Source organism: Desulfofundulus sp. JL263-se, assembly GCF_056316025.1.
Map to the genome: position 1 here is coordinate 399,637 of NZ_CM149993.1, position 17,810 is coordinate 417,446.

Consider the following 17,810-nt stretch of genomic DNA (forward strand, 5'->3'; position numbering starts at 1 on the left):
TTATCGAGCTGAATATAGATAATTTGGCCGGCGGGGGAGACGGTATCGGCCGGTGGCAGGGCCGGGCGGTGTTCGTCCCCGGGGCCCTTCCCGGGGAGCGGGTCAGGACCCGGGACCTGGGGCGCATGGAAGCCCTGGGCTACCGGGTAAAGGAGGTTCAGCCGGTGGACATGTTTCCCTGGACGGGACACGTGGAGGCGGTGGCTTGCCAGGAATTCAGGATGGCCCGGCCGTGCCGGGGCAATTTGCTTCCGGAATCAATTCTATAAATAGTTTAACCAGATGCGGGTCAAACTGGCTGCCGGCGCACCTTTTTAGTTCTTCTATAGCTTCCTGCGGCTTAATTGTCTTTTTATGCGGCCGGCCCCGGGTCATAACATCATAGGCATCGGCAATTGCTATTATCCGCGAGTTAAGCGGTATTTCTTCTCCTTTTAATCCCCTGGGGTAGCCGCTGCCGTCCCACCACTCGTGGTGGGCCAGAATGGCTTCAGCTATATGGGTTAACTCCGGAGAAGATTGGGCAATGCGATAGCCTATTTCAGGGTGTCTTTGTATTGTTTTCCATTCTTCCGGCGTTAATTTGCCCGGCTTGGCAAGGATACTGTTTGGGATGGCAACTTTCCCGATATCGTGCAGTACCGCCAAAAGGCTCAGGTCATCCAACTGGTTATCCGGCAAATTAAGCTTTTGCCCCAAACGCAAAGCCATTTCCTGCACGCGAAGGGCATGTTCCTCCGTTTCATGGGTTTTCTCCTGCAGTATCTTCTTCAAGGAAGATATGATGGAACTGCGAACGCTCTTGCTTTCGAATAATTTTTGCCGGTACATTCTGTCCTCGGCTTCTTTAAGTATTTCCTGTATATCCTGGTCAGGCTTTTCTTTAGTGGCCGTGCCGAGGGCAATGCTGGGGCGTATGGGGCTTTGTTCAGTTTCGCTGCAGGCCTTTTTTATGCGCTGGCATACCTCCGCAGCGGCCTTATTACCGGTCCGGGGTAGCAGGACAGCAAATTCATCCCCTCCCCAGCGGGCAATTATATCTTCTTTGCGGCAGGAATTTCTCAATACACAGGCTATCTTTTTTAACAGCACGTCTCCTTGCTGGTGGCCGAATGTATCATTAACCAGCTTTAATCCGTTGACATCTCCTATAATAATACTCAAAGGCAGCTGCCTTTCGGTGTCCAGGCGTTTCAGTTCTTCTTCAAAATAAGCCCGGTTATAGATTCTGGTTACTTTATCGTGGAAACTTAAATATCTAATCTGTTCCTCCGCCTGTTTGCGCTCAGTAATATCCAGGGCGCTGCATATTACATATTCCACATTTCCTTTTATATCAAAGGTGGGGGTTTTAAAAATAGCTAACAGGCGTTTTTGCCCCTTGGAATTATACATCCACTGTTCCGTATAGATCTGCTGTTTTTTGGTAAAAGCTTTTTTATTTTCGTTAATCCAGGCTCTTGCTTCTTCGTCCGTGCGGGCAATTTCAAACAGGCTTTTATTGACCAGTTCCTCTTTTTTCTTTCCCAGGAACTGCGCGTGCGCTTTATTTGCCGCACCGTACGTTTCCTCGTCCTTTAAATACCAGATTTGAATTGGAATACTGTCCAGAAGCAGCTGTTGTTCCCTGACTTTTCTTTTTTCCAGCTCCCGCTGCTCCCACTCCAAATGCTTAACCCTTAATATTTCTTCAACACGGCGGGCAAAAATGGTATACAGTCTTCTGTCCCGGAGAGAAAGGGGAGAAAGCTGTTCCAGATACAGTAAGCCCAATTTTCCACTGCCCAGGGGATATAAAAAAGAGTTTGCAGCCTTTTTTTCAATGGCTTTCCAAATATCGCTTTCCTTTTGGAAACCAAAATATCCCATACATTTTCGAGCATTTTGGGGGCCGGTAATAAGGGCCAGGCGGCAGGTTCCAAATAACCGGGTGGACTTTTCAATTAATTGTGAAATTAAATCCTCCTCTTTCTCCGGGAAGGAAAAAGAGGCGATATCATATAAAATAAACAGGTCGGTACTTAATGGATAAGCTTTGTCCAATTGTTACCACCCCGCTGCCGCAGCAATAATCTTAATTAATATTTTAACAATATAATATTTTTCCCTTTTAAGAATCGACAAAAAAAATTGCAGATTTTATCTGCCTTTCCGGTAGACAATGAATCGCGGGAGAGGGCGGCAGGCGGCAGTAAAGGTATATGCTGTTATTTCAGCCGGCGGTTCGGGGGAGCGGTTCTGTAAAAAGGCGCGCGGGTTACGGCTCGCAGGTGAAGGCCTTTCTGCGTCTGGGGCCGTAACGGTAAATGAAGAAATGGCGGTCGAAAGTAAATACCCGCTCGATGCGCAGGCGTTCCATCACGGCGAAGGTGGTGCAGTCGGTAAAGCTGAAGGTTTGGTCCGGGAAAGCGTTGATTAAGTTGCCTATAATTTGCACAACATTCAATCAGATATTCAACGCTGTTATGGCCGTCCGCAACAGGTATATCTGGCGGTTACAGGTGTTGGACTTGCTGGCTGAAGACTTCCGCCGGCGTCCGCAACAGGTATATATGGCGGTTACCGCAGATGGCAAATTCTGTTTTAATCATAGACGAGCCTCAAGGGCTACCGCCTGAGATGGGCAGGGGCTTGAGAACCGTCCTGCGAGAATTTGCAGAGCTTCTCGGCACGCGTATACTAGTTATGACAGCCACTCCGCCAATATGGTTTTGGGAAGGTATCCGGAGTGCTGGAGAACCCCCTGTTTCCTTAAAGAATCAGGAATATAAAGCCCGTTAAACGGCATAATACTTGGCTTTTTTAACGGTTTTGATAGCACCATAAGGGTTGTAAGCTCCATTACGCTCAAAAGTTGGTTTATTTCTTTCTCGGCAAGTTTTAATAGCACCTGCAAGGGTTGCAGGTACCCACCACTGCAAAACTTGACAGGAACCTTCAGCAGCCGGTGCAGTAACAAACGAGCGAGGCGACGGCGATGGGGAGCATGACAGGGTAAGAAAACGGCCTCGCCCAATCCATTGTACCGGCTGCTGCCACCTGTTCAGTTTCCTTTTCAATTCCTCTTCGAAGAGCAGGGAGAGAAATTCTGTGTAAGACAGGTTATTTGAGATGCCTTTTCTGTCGTCATATACTTTCATGCCTGCACCTAAACAAATCAAGCGAAAAATGACAAATGCCAGCAAGGATATAATTATTGCTACAAAGAATAACAAATGTGCAACCAGCTTTTTTTAAGAGTTGGCCTGAGGTTTTTTCTTTCCAAAAAACATATTAATTATTTCGTACATCTCTTTTTATAAATTTAAAGGAGGTTTTTTATGGTAAAAAAGACATGGTTAACTATTATCGGAACTATTGTTTTGCTTGGTACCCTGGCTACTGCAACCTTTGCTGCCAATCCAATCAAGCTAATTGCAAACGGGCAGCTAGTTAAGCCGGATGCTAGTCCACAGCTAATTAATGGACGAGTAATGGTGCCGGTGCGCTGGGTGGCCGAAGCGCTTGGGGCTGACGTAAAATGGGAAAAAGAAACTAAAAGCGTATGGATCGAAACACCAAAGTTAGATTCGCTTCAACGCCAGATTGCGCTTTTGCAAAAAGCAGTAGCCCCTACAATACCTGAAGAAGCTGTAGAGAGATGGGCTAAGGGCGTAAAAATGCGTAACGGTGCATTGCAATATGCCGTTCTGTCCCCGGAATTAAAAGAGCAAAGCCGTCTTGACTATGAAAGGTGCGGATGGGTAACAGGAGTATCCAGCCCCTGGGTTGAACATTATGAAATAACTAAAACCGGAGATGGAGCATGGGAATATGAAGTCAAATTTAAAATGATGACTTCTACAGGTCCTGCCGGTTCACCGGTAATCAGGGTGATTGCCAAACAATATGAACAAAACTGGTATATATCTCAAATTATTAATTATGATGGTTTGAAGGAACAGCTAAAGAAAAAGATAAAAGATTTTATGGACTCAACATATGGGCAGCATTATCGTGTTCTGGAAACAGATGTTTTCCTGTTGTCGTTCAGTGTTGCCAATTCTAAGGTAGAAGCTGAATTTAAAGCCGGGGTTACGACGGTTCTTGGCTGTGACACACCGGCGGAGTGGCCGCTACAAAAAGGACGAATAAAGTTTTTAAAAGAAAATCGGGAAAAGCTTTCTCCTGAAAGAATAAGAAAGATTGAGGAAAAAATAGATTTTTGGAATAAAGAGTTACAGGAGTATATTAATAAACCCTCCGAAGCCAATGACTTTTTAAAAATTACCGCTGAACTGGACGGCATGGGTTCAATTAAAAAGAATACCGTTGAAATTTATCACCAGGACCCGGTGGGCAATTATGTGCCAATAAACAAAGATACCTTACCGGTGTTTAAATCTACCGAGGAATTGGTCAAACAAGGTTATGAGGAAATGCGGCAGTTAGTTGAATAGCATCTGCTGCTGACTGAAAAAGTTGTCCTTGACCCGATACCTGAGCAAAGAGACTGGTTCTGGCAGATGGGCAGAGCAGCTACACTGTTCTACAACGTCGGTCTTGAACAACGCCGCTGGCATTACCTGCGCTACCACTGGGAAAGAAGTTACAGCCAGGCCGCCGCGGTTTAAGAGCTCGAAGTATTTCTTTACCCTGTACTGCGTTCAGAGCGGCTTTAACTTAAAGGTGAAACGCTGATTTTATCCGGCGGCATGAAGCCATATGTTGACGGTTACCGCCGGCGCAGGGAAGCTATCAAAATCAAAGGTTATCGCAAGTTGCCTAACAACGTCCACATCATGGCTCCCGACTCCGAGTTTTTCGGATGCCCACCATTTCAATGGTGGGAGGAGGTCATCCGTTTTAAGATAACAAGTTCTTCTTCTTGAGAGGAAAGCCTGTTATCGATTTTTTTAATGTCGTTCCATACATACCGAAGCTCAGTTTTAATGTCTTTGACGTCTTTTTGAATTTTATTAATCTCTTTCTGGAGTTCCTGCTGTCCTTGATGCAGGGCATTAACCTCTTCCCGAAGTTCCTGCTGTCCTTCTGTTAATATTTTAAGTTGTTCCAGGACAAGATTTTGAAATTTTTCGTTATTCACAGGTTGCTCCTCCAGGAATTTTTGGGTTAAATATACGTTCACCATTTAGCTAAAATTTCCTGCAGTATCATGGAGCATTTAAAGAATAGAATAGGAGTATAAAAATTAAATGACCCCGGCGGATATGGAACGGGTTAAGTTGCAGGGATGACTAGTCTTTTAATTTGAAATATTCCAATTTTGTTATTAGTCTCCGCATTTTGGCAGGGTTTGAGGCATTTCCCGAGAAATAATTACAGAATTGTTTGTAAATGGGGGGGAGATATACCTGCTTTACGCGGTAATTCTGGCAGGGGGCAAGGGGGAGAGGTTCTGGCCCTACAGCCGGGAAGCCTGCCCCAAGCAGTTTTTGAAGCTGACGGGCCCCCGCACCATGCTGCAGCAAACGGTGGACAGGCTGGAAGGGTTGGTTGGCCCGGAGGCCGTTTTTATAATTACCGGGGCGAGCTATACAGGTCTGGTGCGGGAACAGCTGCCCGGCATACCGGAAAAAAACATTATTGGGGAGCCCTGCGGCAGGGATACTGCAGCCGCCGTGGGGCTGGGCGCGCTGTACGTGGGCCGGCGCGACCCCGCAGGGGTAATGCTGGTGCTGCCGGCAGACCACTACATTGAAGACGTGGGGCGCTTCCGGCAGGTGATCTCCGGGGCCGCCGCCGCGGCTGCCCGGGGACAGCATCTGGTTACCCTGGGCATTGAACCCGCCCGTCCGGAAACGGGGTACGGCTACATCAGGCGCGGCGGCCTGCACGGCAGCTTCAACGGGGTGCCCGCTTATACAGCGGAACGGTTTACCGAAAAGCCGGATTTGGAGCTGGCGAAAAAATTTTTAGCCCGGGGTAATTACCTGTGGAACAGCGGTATGTTCATCTGGCGGGCCGATTTAATTAAGCGGTTGATTGCTGAACTTCTGCCTGAGTTGGATCAGGGGCTGCGCGCTATTGAACAGGCCCTGGATAGCGGTGATGCCTGGCGGGCAATTGAAGAAGTCTACCCCCGCCTGCCCGGGATTTCCGTGGACTACGGCATAATGGAGCGGGTCGGCAATGTCCTGGTAATGCCCGGGGATTTCGGCTGGGACGACGTGGGCTCCTGGACGGCTCTGGAGCGCCACCGGGAAAAGGATGCCATGAACAACGTGCTGGAGGCCAGGGGTGTTTTCCTGGACACCAGGAACTGCCTGATTTCATCTTCCCGCACTGTGGCCACTCTGGGCGTGGAGAACCTGATTATCGTGGATAACGGGGAGAGCCTGCTTGTTTGCCGCAAGGACCTGGCTCAGGAGATAAAGCAGGTGGTGCGGGCCCTGAAAAAGGCGGGGTACAAAGAGTTAGTTTAGGGGGGATATCAGTGGCGGCAATTAATCCGGATATATTTCGTCAGTACGACATTCGCGGGGTGGCCGACAGGGATCTTACTTCGGAAACGGTGGAGCTCCTTGGGCGGGCCTTCGGTACATACATGCGGGAGTACGGCGGCACGGAGGTAATCGTGGGCCGGGACAACCGGCTGAGTTCCGGGCGCCTGCGGGACGACCTGGTGCGGGGGCTGCTGGCCGCGGGCTGCCGGGTGATTGATGTGGGGGAGGTGGTCACCCCCATAGTTTACTTTGCCCGCATTCACTTCGGCATTGACGGGGCGGTGATGATTACCGGGAGCCACAACCCGCCCGATGAAAACGGCTTCAAGATTTCCCGGGGCCCCGGGACCATATACGGCGAAGAAATCCAGCGCCTGCGAGAGTTGATGGAAAAAGGGGATTTTTGCCGGGGCAGCGGTGCGGTAGAAGAGCGGGACGCCGTGACGCCGTACCTCTCCATGCTGCGGGAAAAGATCCGGCTGGGGCCCCGCCGGCTGAAAGTGGTGGTGGACTGCGGAAACGGCACCGCCGGCCTTTTTGCCGAGAAGATAATGGAAAACTGGGGGGTTGAGTGCTGCCCGCTGTACTGCGAATCCGACCCCACCTTTCCCCATCACCAGCCCGACCCGGTGAAAACGGCCAACCTGGCCGACCTGCGCCGGGAAGTGCGGGAGCGCGGGGCCGACCTGGGGGTGGCCTACGACGGGGACGCCGACCGCATTGGCGTGGTGGACGAGAAGGGGAACGTTATCTGGGGCGATAAATTGATGTGCCTGTACTGGCGGGAAATACTGGCCCGTTACCCGGGGGCCCCGGCGATTATCGAGGCGAAGTGCTCCCAGGCCCTGGAGGAAGAAGTGAGGCGGCTGGGCGGCAAGCCCTTTTTCTACAAGACCGGCCACTCGTTGATCAAGGCCAAAATGAAGGAAGTGGGGGCCGTTTTTACCGGCGAGATGTCGGGGCACATGTTTTTTGCCGACGAGTACTACGGCTATGATGATGCCTTTTATGCCGCGGGGAGGCTGCTGCGCATCCTTTCCCGGGAGGAAAGGCCCCTTTCCGAGCTGTTAAGTAATGTGCCCGAGTATTATTCTACCGCGGAAACCAGGGTGCCCTGCCCCGACCGGGATAAGTTCCGCATAGTGAATGAACTGGTGAGGTACTTCCGGGCTAAGTATGATGTTATAGACGTGGACGGGGCCCGGGTGCTGTTCGGCGACGGCTGGGGCCTGGTGAGGGCCTCCAACACCCAGCCGGTGTTGGTGGCCCGCTGCGAGGCCAAAACCCGGGAAGGGCTGGAGCGCATCTGCGGCATAATGAAGGAGGCCCTGCGGAGATTCCCCGAGGTGGGGGACTTTGAGTGGGAATTTTAAGGTAGGGGGACAGTCTCCCTGGGGAAAAGGGGACTGCCGCCTGGATATGAATAAGTTAAAGGATAAAGACAGTATGGTGGGGAGATATAAAACGGAAACAATTGTATTTTAAATTTTAAGGTAATCTGGATCAAAAAGCTGCTTGAATGTCCAAAAAAGGGGACAGGCTGCTTTTTAAAAAGCAGCCTGTCCCCTTTTTTAGAGGGCTATTTTGTCTTCTACTTTGAGCTTCAACCCCTGGGCTAGCATTTTGCGCCGCACATAGGCCAGCTGCATTTGCAGGGGGAGCTCCATGGGGCAGTTGTCGTTGCAGGCCATGAGGCCCATGCAGCCGAATACCCCTTCTTCGGCTCCCACCACTTCGTAATACTGCTCCGGTGTGCGCTCGTCCCGCGGGTCGATCATAAACCGGGCCACCCGGTTTATGCCTGCGGCTCCCAGGAAGTCCTCCCGGATGTTGGCGGTGGCGCACCCGGCAATGCAGCAGCCGCACTCTATGCAGCGCTCGGCCTCGTAAATTTTGAGGGCGGTTTCGTTGTCCATGCGCTCTTCCGGGGCTCTGGGGTTGAATTCCTTGCTGGTGTGGATCCAGGCTTCGGTTTTCAGCGAAAGGTGCCTGAACCACGTTCCCGTGTCCACGGACAGGTCCCCGATGAGCTTGAAGACCGGTAGGGGGAGGAGGGTGATTTTAGCCGGCAGGTCTTTGGTCAGGGTTTTGCAGGCCAGCCTAGGGCGGCCGTTTATGACCATGGCGCAGGAGCCGCAGATGGCGGCCCGGCAGACAAAGTCGAACATGAGGGAGGGGTCCTGCTCTTCCCTTATTTTATTTAAAGCTACGAAGATGGTCATGCCGGGCAGTTCTTCCAGCCGGTATTCCTGCATGTAGGGCTTTATTTCGGGTGTTTGGGGGTTGTAGCGGAAAATGTTGAATGTGAGCTGGCGGTTAGCCATGGTTTGCCTCCTCCCTTCCGGTTTGTTCTCCGTAGCCCCGGTCGCCCGGCGGCAGTTCGGTGATGGTGACGGGCTCGTATTCCAGTTTCGGTAATTCGCTGCCTTCCGGCCAGTAGGCAAGGGTGCGCTTGAGCCAGTTGATGTCGTCCCGCCTGGGGTAATCTTCCCTGAAGTGGCTGCCCCGGCTTTCGGTGCGCTTAAGGGCCCCGTAAGCAATGCAGAGGGCCAAGCGCACCATGCCCGGGAGCCTGAGGGCCGATGCCAGTTCCGGGTTGGCCCCTTTGCCGTTTCCGGACCTCAGGCCTACCTTTTGTGCTCTTTCGTGCAGTTCCTGGAGCCTGGCCACGGCCTTTTCCAGGTCGGGCCCGTTGCGGAAGATGCCCACGTAGTTCATAAGGGTTTGTTCCATTTCCGTGCGGACCCGGTATGCATTTTCATTTCCGTTCTTACCGGAAATGAGGTCTTTTATGCGCTGTTCATCTTTTTTGACAAAATCGTCTACCAGCCGGCTCGAGTATTCCAGTGCGGTCCCCAGGGTGTACTCGGCCACTTTTTTGCCCACAACCATGCCGCTTACTATGGTTTCCGCCAGGGAGTTGCCCCCCAGCCGGTTGAAGCCGTGCAGGTCCCAGCACGCCGCCTCGCCCACGGCAAAAAGCCCCTTCAGTCCGTAGGCGTGGCCGTCAATGTTGGTCCTTACCCCGCCCATGCTGTAGTGCTGGGTGGGCCTTACGGGGATTAATTCTTTGGCCGGGTCTATACCCAGGAAGTTCTTGCAAATGTTGGCGATCTCCCGGAGGTTGGTGTAAATATGTTTTTCCCCCAGGTGGCGGATATCCAGCCACAGATGCAGCCCGTGTTCGCTTTCTACACCGTAGCCGGCGCGCATGTGCTGGGTCATCCGGCGGGATACCACGTCCCGGGAGGCCAGCTCTTTTTTCTTGGGCTCGTAGTCGGGCATGAAGCGGTGGTGGTTTTTGTCCAGCAGGTAGCCGCCGTCGCCCCTGGCGCCTTCGGTAACCAGAATTCCCGCGGGCACAATGCCCGTGGGGTGGAACTGTACCGCTTCCATATTGCCCAGGGGAACAATGCCTGTATTAAGGGCCAGGAACATGCCGCTGCCTTCATTAATAACGGCGTTGGTGGATACCCCGTAAAGGCGGCCGTAGCCGCCGGTGGCGATAACGGTGGATTTGGCTGTATAAGCCAGCAGTTCACCGGTGCGCAGGGAGCGGGCCACCACGCCCAGGCACTTTTCCCCGTCGTGAATAAGGGTAATGGCCTCCACCCGGTCGTGTACCGTAATGCCCATTTTAATGACTATGGAGTCCATTGTGTACTGTAAAGTATGACCCGTCCCGTCCGAGGTATAACAGGTGCGCCAGTAGGCGGTCCCCCCGAAGTCACGGGCGGTGATGAGGCCTTCCTTTTCTTTCTTTTCTTCGATTACCCTGCCGTCCGGGAGCGTTCTTTTGCCGGCCACCACCCGGTTCCAGGGAACGCCCCAGTGGGCCATTTCCCGCACCGCAATGGGTACCGTTTCCACGAACAGACGGGCCACATCTTGCTCGCATCCCCAGTCAGAGCCCTTTACGGTATCTTCGAAGTGAATGTCGGGGTTGTCCCCTTCACCCATGGCACAGTTACCCAGGGAAGCCTGCATGCCGCCCTGGGCGGCGGTACTGTGGGAGCGGCGGGGCGGGACCATGCTCAATATAATGCAGTCCAGGCCGTGCTTTGCCAGTTCAATGGCCGTGCGCTCTCCCGCCAGTCCTGCGCCGATGATTAATACGTCAGTTGTGAAGGTCTTGTAAGTGCTCATACCGTACCTCCTAACTTGAGAAAGACCCACATGGCTGCAAGTCCAAGGGTAACGATGATCAGGGTAATAATCTTCAGAACGTACCCGATGGGCTTACGGGGAAACCATCCCCACTTTACAAAAATGCGGTAGAGGCCTACGCTGGCATGGTATTCTCCCAGGGCCAGCAGTACCAGGTAAAACCACCAGAAGGCCTGGATACGCTCCGCGCTGGTATGGGCGCGTATGGGCCACCCGGTTACAACGGTCCATACGTGAACGGCCGCCAGCACCAGTATGGCCATACCGGTAACGGCCTGGAAAACCCAGGTCCAGGTATCGGTATGGCGCAGCAGTTTGGCATGCCGCCAGATTATTTTTTGTTCCCGGTAGCGGGTGGGAATTCTGCGCCCGGCCACCACGAAGTGAATAAGGCCTATGACCGCAACAACGGGGATACCTATGTATGAGAGCAGATAGGTATCAAAAAATTCCGACAAGTCGTTAAAGGTATCACGGCCCAGTAATATGGTGGATACGAAAATCATATGGGACCACAAAAAGCCTACCAGGGCAATGCCGCTGGCCAGTTCTACCAGGTCCAGGACGGCATCGGCCCTGGGATTTTTGGTTAGGATCCGCTGGGAAAGCATGTCGTTCTCCTTTCTTTTCAGAAACTCGCAAAAATTGCAACAACTCACAAAACTCCCGGGAGTTCCGAATTTTGTCTTATTATGGCACATAACAGGCAAAATTTACGGTCAGATGTATGACAAGTATTTGTCATTTAGTTGACATATGAATGAGTTAAAGGATAAAGGCAGTGTTATGGGAAGATATAATACAGAAACCACTGTATTTTAAATTTTAAAAGCCGCCCCGGGCGGCTTTTTTGACGAAGGTTGTCCATAGTCGTAAAATTATTTTATATTTATTTTCTTAAAAAATATTCTTTCTTCATCATTGTAAAATTCCACTGCTGTCAAAGGCTCTTTAATTTCATACTTCCGGTTTCCTATTTTGATGATGACCCCGTCATAAATTTTTTGAAAAACCCTTATTATACCTGACCTGCTCTCTAAAATGGTTCTGGTGCCGATTTGCGATCCTGCTTCTTCTACTTCTATATTCCCCTTAGCTTTAATTTCTCCACCTCGAAGTACCTTGGCAATATAGACATTACCTCCTGCCGCTATCTTAGAAAAAAAGCATCCTTTGCCCAAAATATAAACGTCATTGCTGGCAGTGATAGTACTGTTAAAAGCATAGTGTAGCCTCACATTAGCTGAAGTATTACGGGTTTGTTCAATAAATTCACGGGCAAAATTTATATGTTCTATCAAAGTTTGCAGTTTTTCTTGGGTGAGATTTCTGGGGGGGATGTTTTCTTTTATCTCTTTAATAAGAATGTTAATTTCAGAGGGCATATCTACCGGAATGAGTTCCAGAAAGTGAGCGGCTTTTTCTAAAAGTTTCGGGGTATTGGGGAATTTTTTCTCTATTAGTATTAGTAAAAGGTAGCCTTGCCTGGTTTTATACTGTTTTAATTTGGGGTGTTCAATTATCATTTTTATGTAGTTAAATAGCCCTTCCAGATTATTGCAAAGTTCTTTTAAGACAAAATACGTATTTGTAAGATAATAGCTGTCTCCACCGGCCTGTACTTGTGCTCCGATACTTTTTCTGGCCCACACAGATTCCACGGCCACCACTTCAGCCCGGTTAATATAGCCAAAAATTTGCACGTTTCCCCCGGCCCTCACCCTTATGCCATCTTGTACATTACCGTAAACAGTAATATTACCTCGAAAATGCAAGTTTCCCACCGAAATATCTATATCTTCATATCGCACCAAATGAGGTTCAATATAAAAAAGCCATGTGGTTCCTATTTTTTTGTATAGGGGTCTCCCGGCCATGGTAGAGTAAACCTTGTTATTTTCTATTCGTACACCTTTCCCCGCTTTTAGGTTAATTCTCTTTGGCTCCCGGGGCATAATTACTTCCCCTGTCACGGAAAGGCCCGGCTGGCCGGCTTTTCCTTCGTGTTTAACGGCCAGCAGGGTATTTTCATCAACTGATGGAATTACATTAATGTTATAGAAGTCTGCTCTGTCTTGAAATGAATAGTCGTATTTTTTTGCCGGGCGTTCCTGGAAAAGTACTACCACGGAATCATCCACAGGCTCGGTCGGAGGTGTTCCTTTGGCAATTGTATAACTGTAGTCCTTGGGATTGGCCAGAAACTCTTGAATGGCCGGGTAATCTATACCGTGAGTTATTCCTTCCTCTTTAATTTTGTTTAATATATCATTCAGGCTAAAAGGAAAGCTTTTACTAATATTAATGGTGGTTTTCAAAACTAGGTGCTGTTGTGGAGGTTGGTCTATAAGTGAAAATTGCTTTATGGTTTTTAATTTTACCGTCATATAAGCGGTTAAACCGTTTTCAGACTTACCAATTTTTATTTCCGCCGGTGTTTCTTGTGTTTTAGGTTCAACATAAATGTTATCTTGCGAAGATACCGGGGTTTTATCTTTTACCAGTTTACCGTTGATGTAGAGATTTACACCTTCTGTGGGCTGTATATATGGTAGAATGGCTTGACCGGGTATGGCTTCTACGTGAATTTCGTTATTCTTTACCCATGCCTGGCCGGCAGGGAGCTTATCTGCGGTATCTTCTTTATATTCTACAGCCGGACATTCTGCATCCGGTACCACTGTATTGGGAATTTCTTGGGTTATGGATGTTAATTCATTTACTTCTTTTAATATTTGTTTTGCCTGGCAGTTTTTTTGAAGTAACTGTTCAATAAATTTTGTCAGTTCTTTTTCGTTGATAAGTATTACCTCCTTTTTATTCTTCCTGTATTTTATGACCTCCTTTATCTAAAATTTGCGATAATGAGCATGCATGAAAATTTTAAAAAAAGAACTGTTGGCACAATTGCTTATAAGCCGTAGACCATGGCTTGGTCTAGGTATTGCCTGTTTTTACCAGCAATACCCGTTTTATTGTGGCTTCATAATAGATTAGGGCGTTTTGTTTGGGGAAATGTTACCTTTTATCTGAAATTATTCTTCTTTTTGGTAATGCTTGGACACCTACCCACTTTAATTATAATCGTAAATACGTTGCATTGCAATAGTCTATCGCAAATACGTTTAAGACCTTGGGATGTATGTTTATTATAAAAGGGTGTATCATATTGATTGGTTCTCAAATCAAATATTTACGAAAACTCTATAAATTGACACAACAACAATTTGCTAAAAAAATAGGTGTTTCACAGGGAAATGTTGGTGATTGGGAAAGGGGCAGATCGCAACCAAGCGTATCAGCTTTAATTTCTATTTCTGATAAATTTAATGTATCTATAGATTGGTTATTAAAGGGAACCGGTCCCGGACCAAAAAGATATATAGAGAATAATCATTCAGAAAGTTTTGCCGGGCAAATGGATGAAACTGGCAATAGGTCTCGTGCAGTAAGTGGAGATACTACCATTGTGGAGAAAAAACTCCCTGTCAGAGAAAGTGGGGGTGAAGTAGAAACCTGGAATATGGTTAATTTTAAGGAAATCTACGAAAACTTAACAGACGAAGAAAAATTTCTGGTTAACCAATTTATAGAATTTCTTATTTATAAACGTAAACAAAAGGAAAACGGCAAGAAAGGAAAATCTTAGAGGGTGTTTATTGAAAAGCTGATATAAAAAAATACTTTACCCCGCAGGAAAAATGCGGGGTAAAGTGTATGTGCGGTATATATTTTAATTTTTGGCGTCAGCACCCGGGAAATTTTTAAACAGCTCCGGCGCGTAACTTTCAATTCGCCCCTGGTCGCACAGGGCAGCCAGCGCCGGGTCCACCGGCAGTTTTTCCAAAAGGGGAATGCCGGTTTCCCTGGCCAGTAATGAGCCGCTGCCTTCACCGAATAACTTTATTTTACTGCCGCAGTCGGGGCACTTCAGGTAACTCATGTTTTCTACTATGCCCAGTATAGGTATTTCCATGTGTTTAGCCATGTTGTAGGTCTTTTTCACTATCATGGCCGCCAGGTCCTGAGGTGAGGTGACTATAATAAATCCCGTCAAGGGCAGTGACTGCATTACTGTGAGCGGCACATCGCCGGTTCCCGGGGGCAGGTCAACCACCAGGTAGTCCAGCTCGCCCCAGGCCACGTCGGTCCAGAACTGTTTTACCGCCCCGGAAAGGACGGGGCCCCGCCAGATAACCGGCTCATCTTCCCTGTGGAGTAAAAGGTTTAGGGAAATTATTTTAATCCCCAGGGAAGATTCCACCGGGTACATAAATTTGTTACGCATATTGGGCTGTTCCTTAAGGCCGAACATTTTGGGTATGCTGGGACCGGTAATGTCGGCGTCCAATATGCCTACATTGAAATTCTTGCGGGCCAGGTTTACCGCCAAAAGGGCGGAAACGGAGGATTTGCCCACCCCGCCCTTGCCGCTCATTACCGCAATCATATTTTTTACCCTGGTAAATTCATTTGGGGCCAGTTTTTCAGGAAATTTACAGCTTTCGCCGTTGCACTTGTCCTTTTCGCTGCAGGAAGTGCATTTTTCTTCTGTCGCGCCCATACTCTTCTCCCCCATTCAGCGATTTTTTTGGCCATTATTTCATTTTTGACAAAGAGTATCGAATACCTTCTTCCAGAGAGATTCAATTTCATTGACCAGGCTGGAGGTCATTTTAATTACGGGCTTCCCCCTGGCGGCCGCCAGCATTACCGCTCCGTCATAAGGGATTTGTCCGGCAAAGGGAACTCTCCGTTTTCGGCAAATTGCCTTTATGCTCTCCGCGTTTTCCGGGTCAATGTCCCACTTGTTAATACAAACCATGGCGGGCACCCCGAAGAAATCCGTCAAGTCGAGAATTCTTTCCAGGTCGTGAATTCCCGGCAGGGAGGGCTCGGTAATGACCAGGGCCAGGGCTGCCCCTCCCAGGGATGCTATAACCGGGCAGCCGATGCCGGGAGGGCCGTCGGTTATTATCAAATCACAGCCCAGTTCCTTTGCTGTTTCTTCCGCCTGTTTGCGTACCAGGGCTACAAGTTTTCCTGAATTTTCCTGACCCGCTCCCAGCCTGGCGTGTATAAGGGGGCCGTAGCAGGTATCGGACTTAAACCACTCTCCGGCTGCGGTGTCCACCATTTCTATGGCTCCTTCGGGGCAAATGTGGCTGCATACCGCGCAGCCCTCGCAGGCCAGGGGGTTGACGTGGTTGTCTTTAATGGCGTCAAAGCGGCAGTATTTTTCGCACAGCCCGCAGTCGACACATTTTTCCCGGTCAATTCTGGCCTTGGGCAGGCCGTAAAACTGGTGGCGCTCCTTTATTTGGGGTGACAGCATCAAGTGCAGGTTGGCCGCATCCACGTCGCAGTCCGCCATTACTTTGTTTCGGGCCAGTACGGCAAAGGAGCTCACAATACTGGTTTTGCCGGTGCCGCCCTTACCGCTGATTACAACAAGTTCCTTCACCTGCCGTCACCCTTTCTATGTGGTCTAGTACCCGGAGAAATTGTTCCTTCAGCCCGGGCTTTATTCGGACGGGGACAGTTCCCCTGGCGTAGGCCCGGGCAATTTCCTTATCCAGGGGTATTTTCATTAAAACTGGAATGTTATTGTCGCGGCAGTACTTTTCCACTTTGTCAAAAGTGCCGGTGTAGCGGTTAATGATTACTCCGCAGGGAATGTTCAGCAGCCGCGCCACTTCCACAGCCAGGGCCAGGTCGTTGAGTCCCATGGCGGTGGGCTCGGTTACCAGAAGGCAAAAGTCCGTGTCCTCTATGGTAGTTACCACCGGGCACGAGGTGCCGGGGGGAGCGTCCAGTATCACCAGTCTTTCCTTTTCCATTTCTTTTTTAACTGCTTTAATCAGAGGGGGGCTGGTGGCTGTGCCTACTTTCAATTTTCCCCGGGTAAATTTTATCTCCCCGGCGTACCCGCTCTCAACGGCTCCAATTTCCCTAGGGACGGTGCTCACTGCCTGTTCCGGGCAAAGGGCCCGGCAGCCCCCACAGCTGTGGCAAAGTTCCGGGAAGGTGAGAACTTCTTTATCCACCACGGCCAGGGCGTTGTACATGCAGATCTCGGCGCATTTCCCGCAGAATGTGCACCGGGTATAGTCAATTTCGGGAACTTCCAGGTAAATCGTTTCCGTTTTGGTTAAACGGGGCTTGAGAAAAATGTGGGCATTGGGCTCTTCCACGTCACAATCGAGGAATTGTACCGGGTGTGGTGCCGAGAGGGCAAGGCAGGAGGCAACGGTTGTCTTGCCGGTACCTCCCTTCCCGCTGGCCACGGAAACGACTTTGTTCACTTTAATTGCCTCCTCGTTCCGGATAACCGCCCCCGCGGGTCGCGGCGTTGGGCCGGTCAAGTTCCGTTAATTTGCCCTGCTTGAACATTTCCAGGGATTCCTGTACCGTGCCGGAAATACCGGAAAAGATTTTGATGCCCGCAGCCTGCAGCGGCTGTATGGCCTTGGGTCCCACTCTTCCCACCAGCACCGCATCAACCCGGTGATTTACCAGCAGCTGGGCCGATGCTATGCCTGCGCCCTGGGGAGAATCAAGGGCCGAATTGGCCAGTGTTTCTATGTGCCTGCCGTTTTCATCCACCAGAATAAAGTAGGGAGAGCGCCCGAATCTTTGTTCTACCGGTGAGTTTAAATCTTGTCCCGCTGCGCAAATGGCTATTCGCAAAAGCCTTCGCCCCTTTCCTGAATTATGAACTTATTTTCAAAATCAGTTTATTCTTAAATTGAACATATGTCAATATCATGGGCAAAAAAAATAAAACCGGCATCCTTTCAGTGCCGGGTTAAATTTGATTCCACAAACAGGATTGTCCCAGCTTCCGCGAGTTTTGTTTGATGCGCTGGGTTATTTGCAGCTCGGCCCTCTTTAATTCAATGAGGGCGGACTGCAAGTTTTTTTGGTTATTTTCCAGCAGTTCCAGCACAATGTTGTTAATACTTTCTGGGGCGTCTGCCCTATATTGAATTTTGCCCTGGCGTAAAGATTTAATGTAACTTCTTACGGTAATTAATTGACAAATTAATTCATGAATGGATTCCAGTTGTTTTTCCATGCGGTAGGTTTGGAGGTCGGTCACGGTGTCACCTTCATTCCGGTACATTTTTTCCTCCTACTATATAATATTTTTCAGCTTGTACACGTGACTTTTAATAGTATGTAAAATTTTTTCCT

18 protein-coding genes are annotated in these 17,810 nt (G+C 49.5%); 6 read left to right on the forward strand and 12 right to left on the reverse strand.

The features are described from left to right. Nucleotides 1-2 precede the first annotated feature (2 nt). Nucleotides 3-269: a TRAM domain-containing protein gene (locus ACX4JR_RS01990; RefSeq protein WP_476060451.1), complete on the forward strand. Its 267-nt coding sequence runs from the start codon at nucleotides 3-5 to the stop codon at nucleotides 267-269. On the opposite strand, the gene ACX4JR_RS01995 is transcribed toward ACX4JR_RS01990, so the two are convergent. Further along, nucleotides 217-2,043 carry an HD domain-containing phosphohydrolase gene (locus ACX4JR_RS01995; protein WP_476059387.1) on the reverse strand — a complete coding sequence of 609 codons (1,827 nt, stop codon included), beginning with the start codon at nucleotides 2,041-2,043 and terminating at the stop codon, nucleotides 217-219. The genes ACX4JR_RS01990 and ACX4JR_RS01995 overlap by 53 nt on opposite strands. A 118-nt stretch (nucleotides 2,044-2,161) precedes the next feature. Between ACX4JR_RS01995 and ACX4JR_RS02000 the strand changes: the two genes are divergently transcribed. Further along, nucleotides 2,162-2,419: a hypothetical protein gene (locus ACX4JR_RS02000; protein WP_476059388.1), complete on the forward strand. Its 258-nt coding sequence runs from the start codon at nucleotides 2,162-2,164 to the stop codon at nucleotides 2,417-2,419. Between the two features lie 358 nt (nucleotides 2,420-2,777). On the opposite strand, the gene ACX4JR_RS02005 is transcribed toward ACX4JR_RS02000, so the two are convergent. Further along, nucleotides 2,778-3,185: a hypothetical protein gene (locus ACX4JR_RS02005; RefSeq protein WP_476059389.1), complete on the reverse strand. Its 408-nt coding sequence runs from the start codon at nucleotides 3,183-3,185 to the stop codon at nucleotides 2,778-2,780. Between the two features lie 135 nt (nucleotides 3,186-3,320). Between ACX4JR_RS02005 and ACX4JR_RS02010 the strand changes: the two genes are divergently transcribed. After that, entirely contained in the window at nucleotides 3,321-4,439 is a 1,119-nt protein-coding gene (locus ACX4JR_RS02010) for a copper amine oxidase N-terminal domain-containing protein (protein WP_476059390.1), read from the forward strand. Nucleotides 4,440-4,819: 380 nt separating this feature from the next. On the opposite strand, the gene ACX4JR_RS02015 is transcribed toward ACX4JR_RS02010, so the two are convergent. Further along, nucleotides 4,820-5,086, reverse strand: coding sequence for a hypothetical protein (locus ACX4JR_RS02015; RefSeq protein WP_476059391.1), 267 nt, complete (start codon nucleotides 5,084-5,086; stop codon nucleotides 4,820-4,822). A gap of 241 nt (nucleotides 5,087-5,327) precedes the next feature. On the opposite strand from ACX4JR_RS02015, the gene ACX4JR_RS02020 reads away from it, so the two are divergent. Together ACX4JR_RS02020 and ACX4JR_RS02025 are read left to right on the forward strand one after the other, a co-directional pair. Next, nucleotides 5,328-6,425, forward strand: coding sequence for a mannose-1-phosphate guanylyltransferase (locus ACX4JR_RS02020; RefSeq protein ID WP_476059392.1), 1,098 nt, complete (start codon nucleotides 5,328-5,330; stop codon nucleotides 6,423-6,425). 20 nt (nucleotides 6,426-6,445) lie between these two features. Continuing rightward, on the forward strand, nucleotides 6,446-7,819 hold the full coding sequence (locus ACX4JR_RS02025; protein ID WP_476060452.1) for a phosphomannomutase/phosphoglucomutase: 1,374 nt from the start codon (nucleotides 6,446-6,448) through the stop codon (nucleotides 7,817-7,819). A gap of 198 nt (nucleotides 7,820-8,017) precedes the next feature. Here ACX4JR_RS02025 and ACX4JR_RS02030 read toward each other — a convergent pair whose 3' ends face one another. From ACX4JR_RS02030 to ACX4JR_RS02045, 4 genes are all read right to left on the reverse strand, one after another. Continuing rightward, nucleotides 8,018-8,770: a fumarate reductase iron-sulfur subunit gene (locus ACX4JR_RS02030; protein WP_476059393.1), complete on the reverse strand. Its 753-nt coding sequence runs from the start codon at nucleotides 8,768-8,770 to the stop codon at nucleotides 8,018-8,020. After that, the gene (locus ACX4JR_RS02035; RefSeq protein WP_476059394.1) at nucleotides 8,763-10,592 is read right to left on the reverse strand and encodes a fumarate reductase flavoprotein subunit; all 1,830 of its coding nucleotides are present in this window, start codon (nucleotides 10,590-10,592) and stop codon (nucleotides 8,763-8,765) included. The genes ACX4JR_RS02030 and ACX4JR_RS02035 overlap by 8 nt, the downstream gene beginning before the upstream one ends. Beyond that, entirely contained in the window at nucleotides 10,589-11,272 is a 684-nt protein-coding gene (locus ACX4JR_RS02040) for a succinate dehydrogenase/fumarate reductase transmembrane subunit (RefSeq protein WP_476059395.1), read from the reverse strand. The genes ACX4JR_RS02035 and ACX4JR_RS02040 overlap by 4 nt, the downstream gene beginning before the upstream one ends. Before the next feature lie 219 nt (nucleotides 11,273-11,491). After that, complete coding sequence (locus ACX4JR_RS02045; RefSeq protein WP_476059396.1) at nucleotides 11,492-13,294, reverse strand: DUF342 domain-containing protein; 1,803 nt, start codon at nucleotides 13,292-13,294, stop codon at nucleotides 11,492-11,494. A 488-nt stretch (nucleotides 13,295-13,782) separates the two neighbouring features. Here ACX4JR_RS02045 and ACX4JR_RS02050 point away from each other — a divergent pair, with 488 nt between their 5' ends. After that, nucleotides 13,783-14,262: a helix-turn-helix domain-containing protein gene (locus tag ACX4JR_RS02050; protein WP_476059397.1), complete on the forward strand. Its 480-nt coding sequence runs from the start codon at nucleotides 13,783-13,785 to the stop codon at nucleotides 14,260-14,262. Between the two features lie 84 nt (nucleotides 14,263-14,346). Here ACX4JR_RS02050 and ACX4JR_RS02055 read toward each other — a convergent pair whose 3' ends face one another. From ACX4JR_RS02055 to ACX4JR_RS02075, 5 genes are all read right to left on the reverse strand, one after another. Continuing rightward, entirely contained in the window at nucleotides 14,347-15,177 is an 831-nt protein-coding gene (locus tag ACX4JR_RS02055; RefSeq protein ID WP_476059398.1) for an Mrp/NBP35 family ATP-binding protein, read from the reverse strand. A 39-nt stretch (nucleotides 15,178-15,216) separates the two neighbouring features. Then, entirely contained in the window at nucleotides 15,217-16,077 is an 861-nt protein-coding gene (locus ACX4JR_RS02060; protein WP_476059399.1) for an ATP-binding protein, read from the reverse strand. After that, on the reverse strand, nucleotides 16,049-16,918 hold the full coding sequence (locus tag ACX4JR_RS02065) for a nucleotide-binding protein (protein WP_476059400.1): 870 nt from the start codon (nucleotides 16,916-16,918) through the stop codon (nucleotides 16,049-16,051). Before ACX4JR_RS02065 ends, ACX4JR_RS02060 begins: the two co-directional genes overlap by 29 nt. Nucleotide 16,919: 1 nt before the next feature. Continuing rightward, the gene (locus ACX4JR_RS02070; protein WP_476059401.1) at nucleotides 16,920-17,303 is read right to left on the reverse strand and encodes a NifB/NifX family molybdenum-iron cluster-binding protein; all 384 of its coding nucleotides are present in this window, start codon (nucleotides 17,301-17,303) and stop codon (nucleotides 16,920-16,922) included. A 118-nt stretch (nucleotides 17,304-17,421) separates the two neighbouring features. Then, entirely contained in the window at nucleotides 17,422-17,739 is a 318-nt protein-coding gene (locus tag ACX4JR_RS02075) for a hypothetical protein (protein ID WP_476059402.1), read from the reverse strand. Between the last annotated feature and the right edge of the window lie 71 nt (nucleotides 17,740-17,810).

What these genes read in the sequence shown, in the direction of transcription:
- ACX4JR_RS02000 (WP_476059388.1), top strand. Translation starts at nt 2,162, where the DNA reads ATGAATCGCGGGAGAGGGCGGCAGGCGGCAGTAAAGGTATATGCTGTT.
- ACX4JR_RS02010 (WP_476059390.1), top strand. Translation starts at nt 3,321, where the DNA reads ATGGTAAAAAAGACATGGTTAACTATTATCGGAACTATTGTTTTGCTT.
- ACX4JR_RS02030 (WP_476059393.1), bottom strand. Translation starts at nt 8,770, where the DNA reads ATGGCTAACCGCCAGCTCACATTCAACATTTTCCGCTACAACCCCCAA.
- ACX4JR_RS02035 (WP_476059394.1), bottom strand. Translation starts at nt 10,592, where the DNA reads ATGAGCACTTACAAGACCTTCACAACTGACGTATTAATCATCGGCGCA.
- ACX4JR_RS02055 (WP_476059398.1), bottom strand. Translation starts at nt 15,177, where the DNA reads ATGGGCGCGACAGAAGAAAAATGCACTTCCTGCAGCGAAAAGGACAAG.
- ACX4JR_RS02075 (WP_476059402.1), bottom strand. Translation starts at nt 17,739, where the DNA reads ATGTACCGGAATGAAGGTGACACCGTGACCGACCTCCAAACCTACCGC.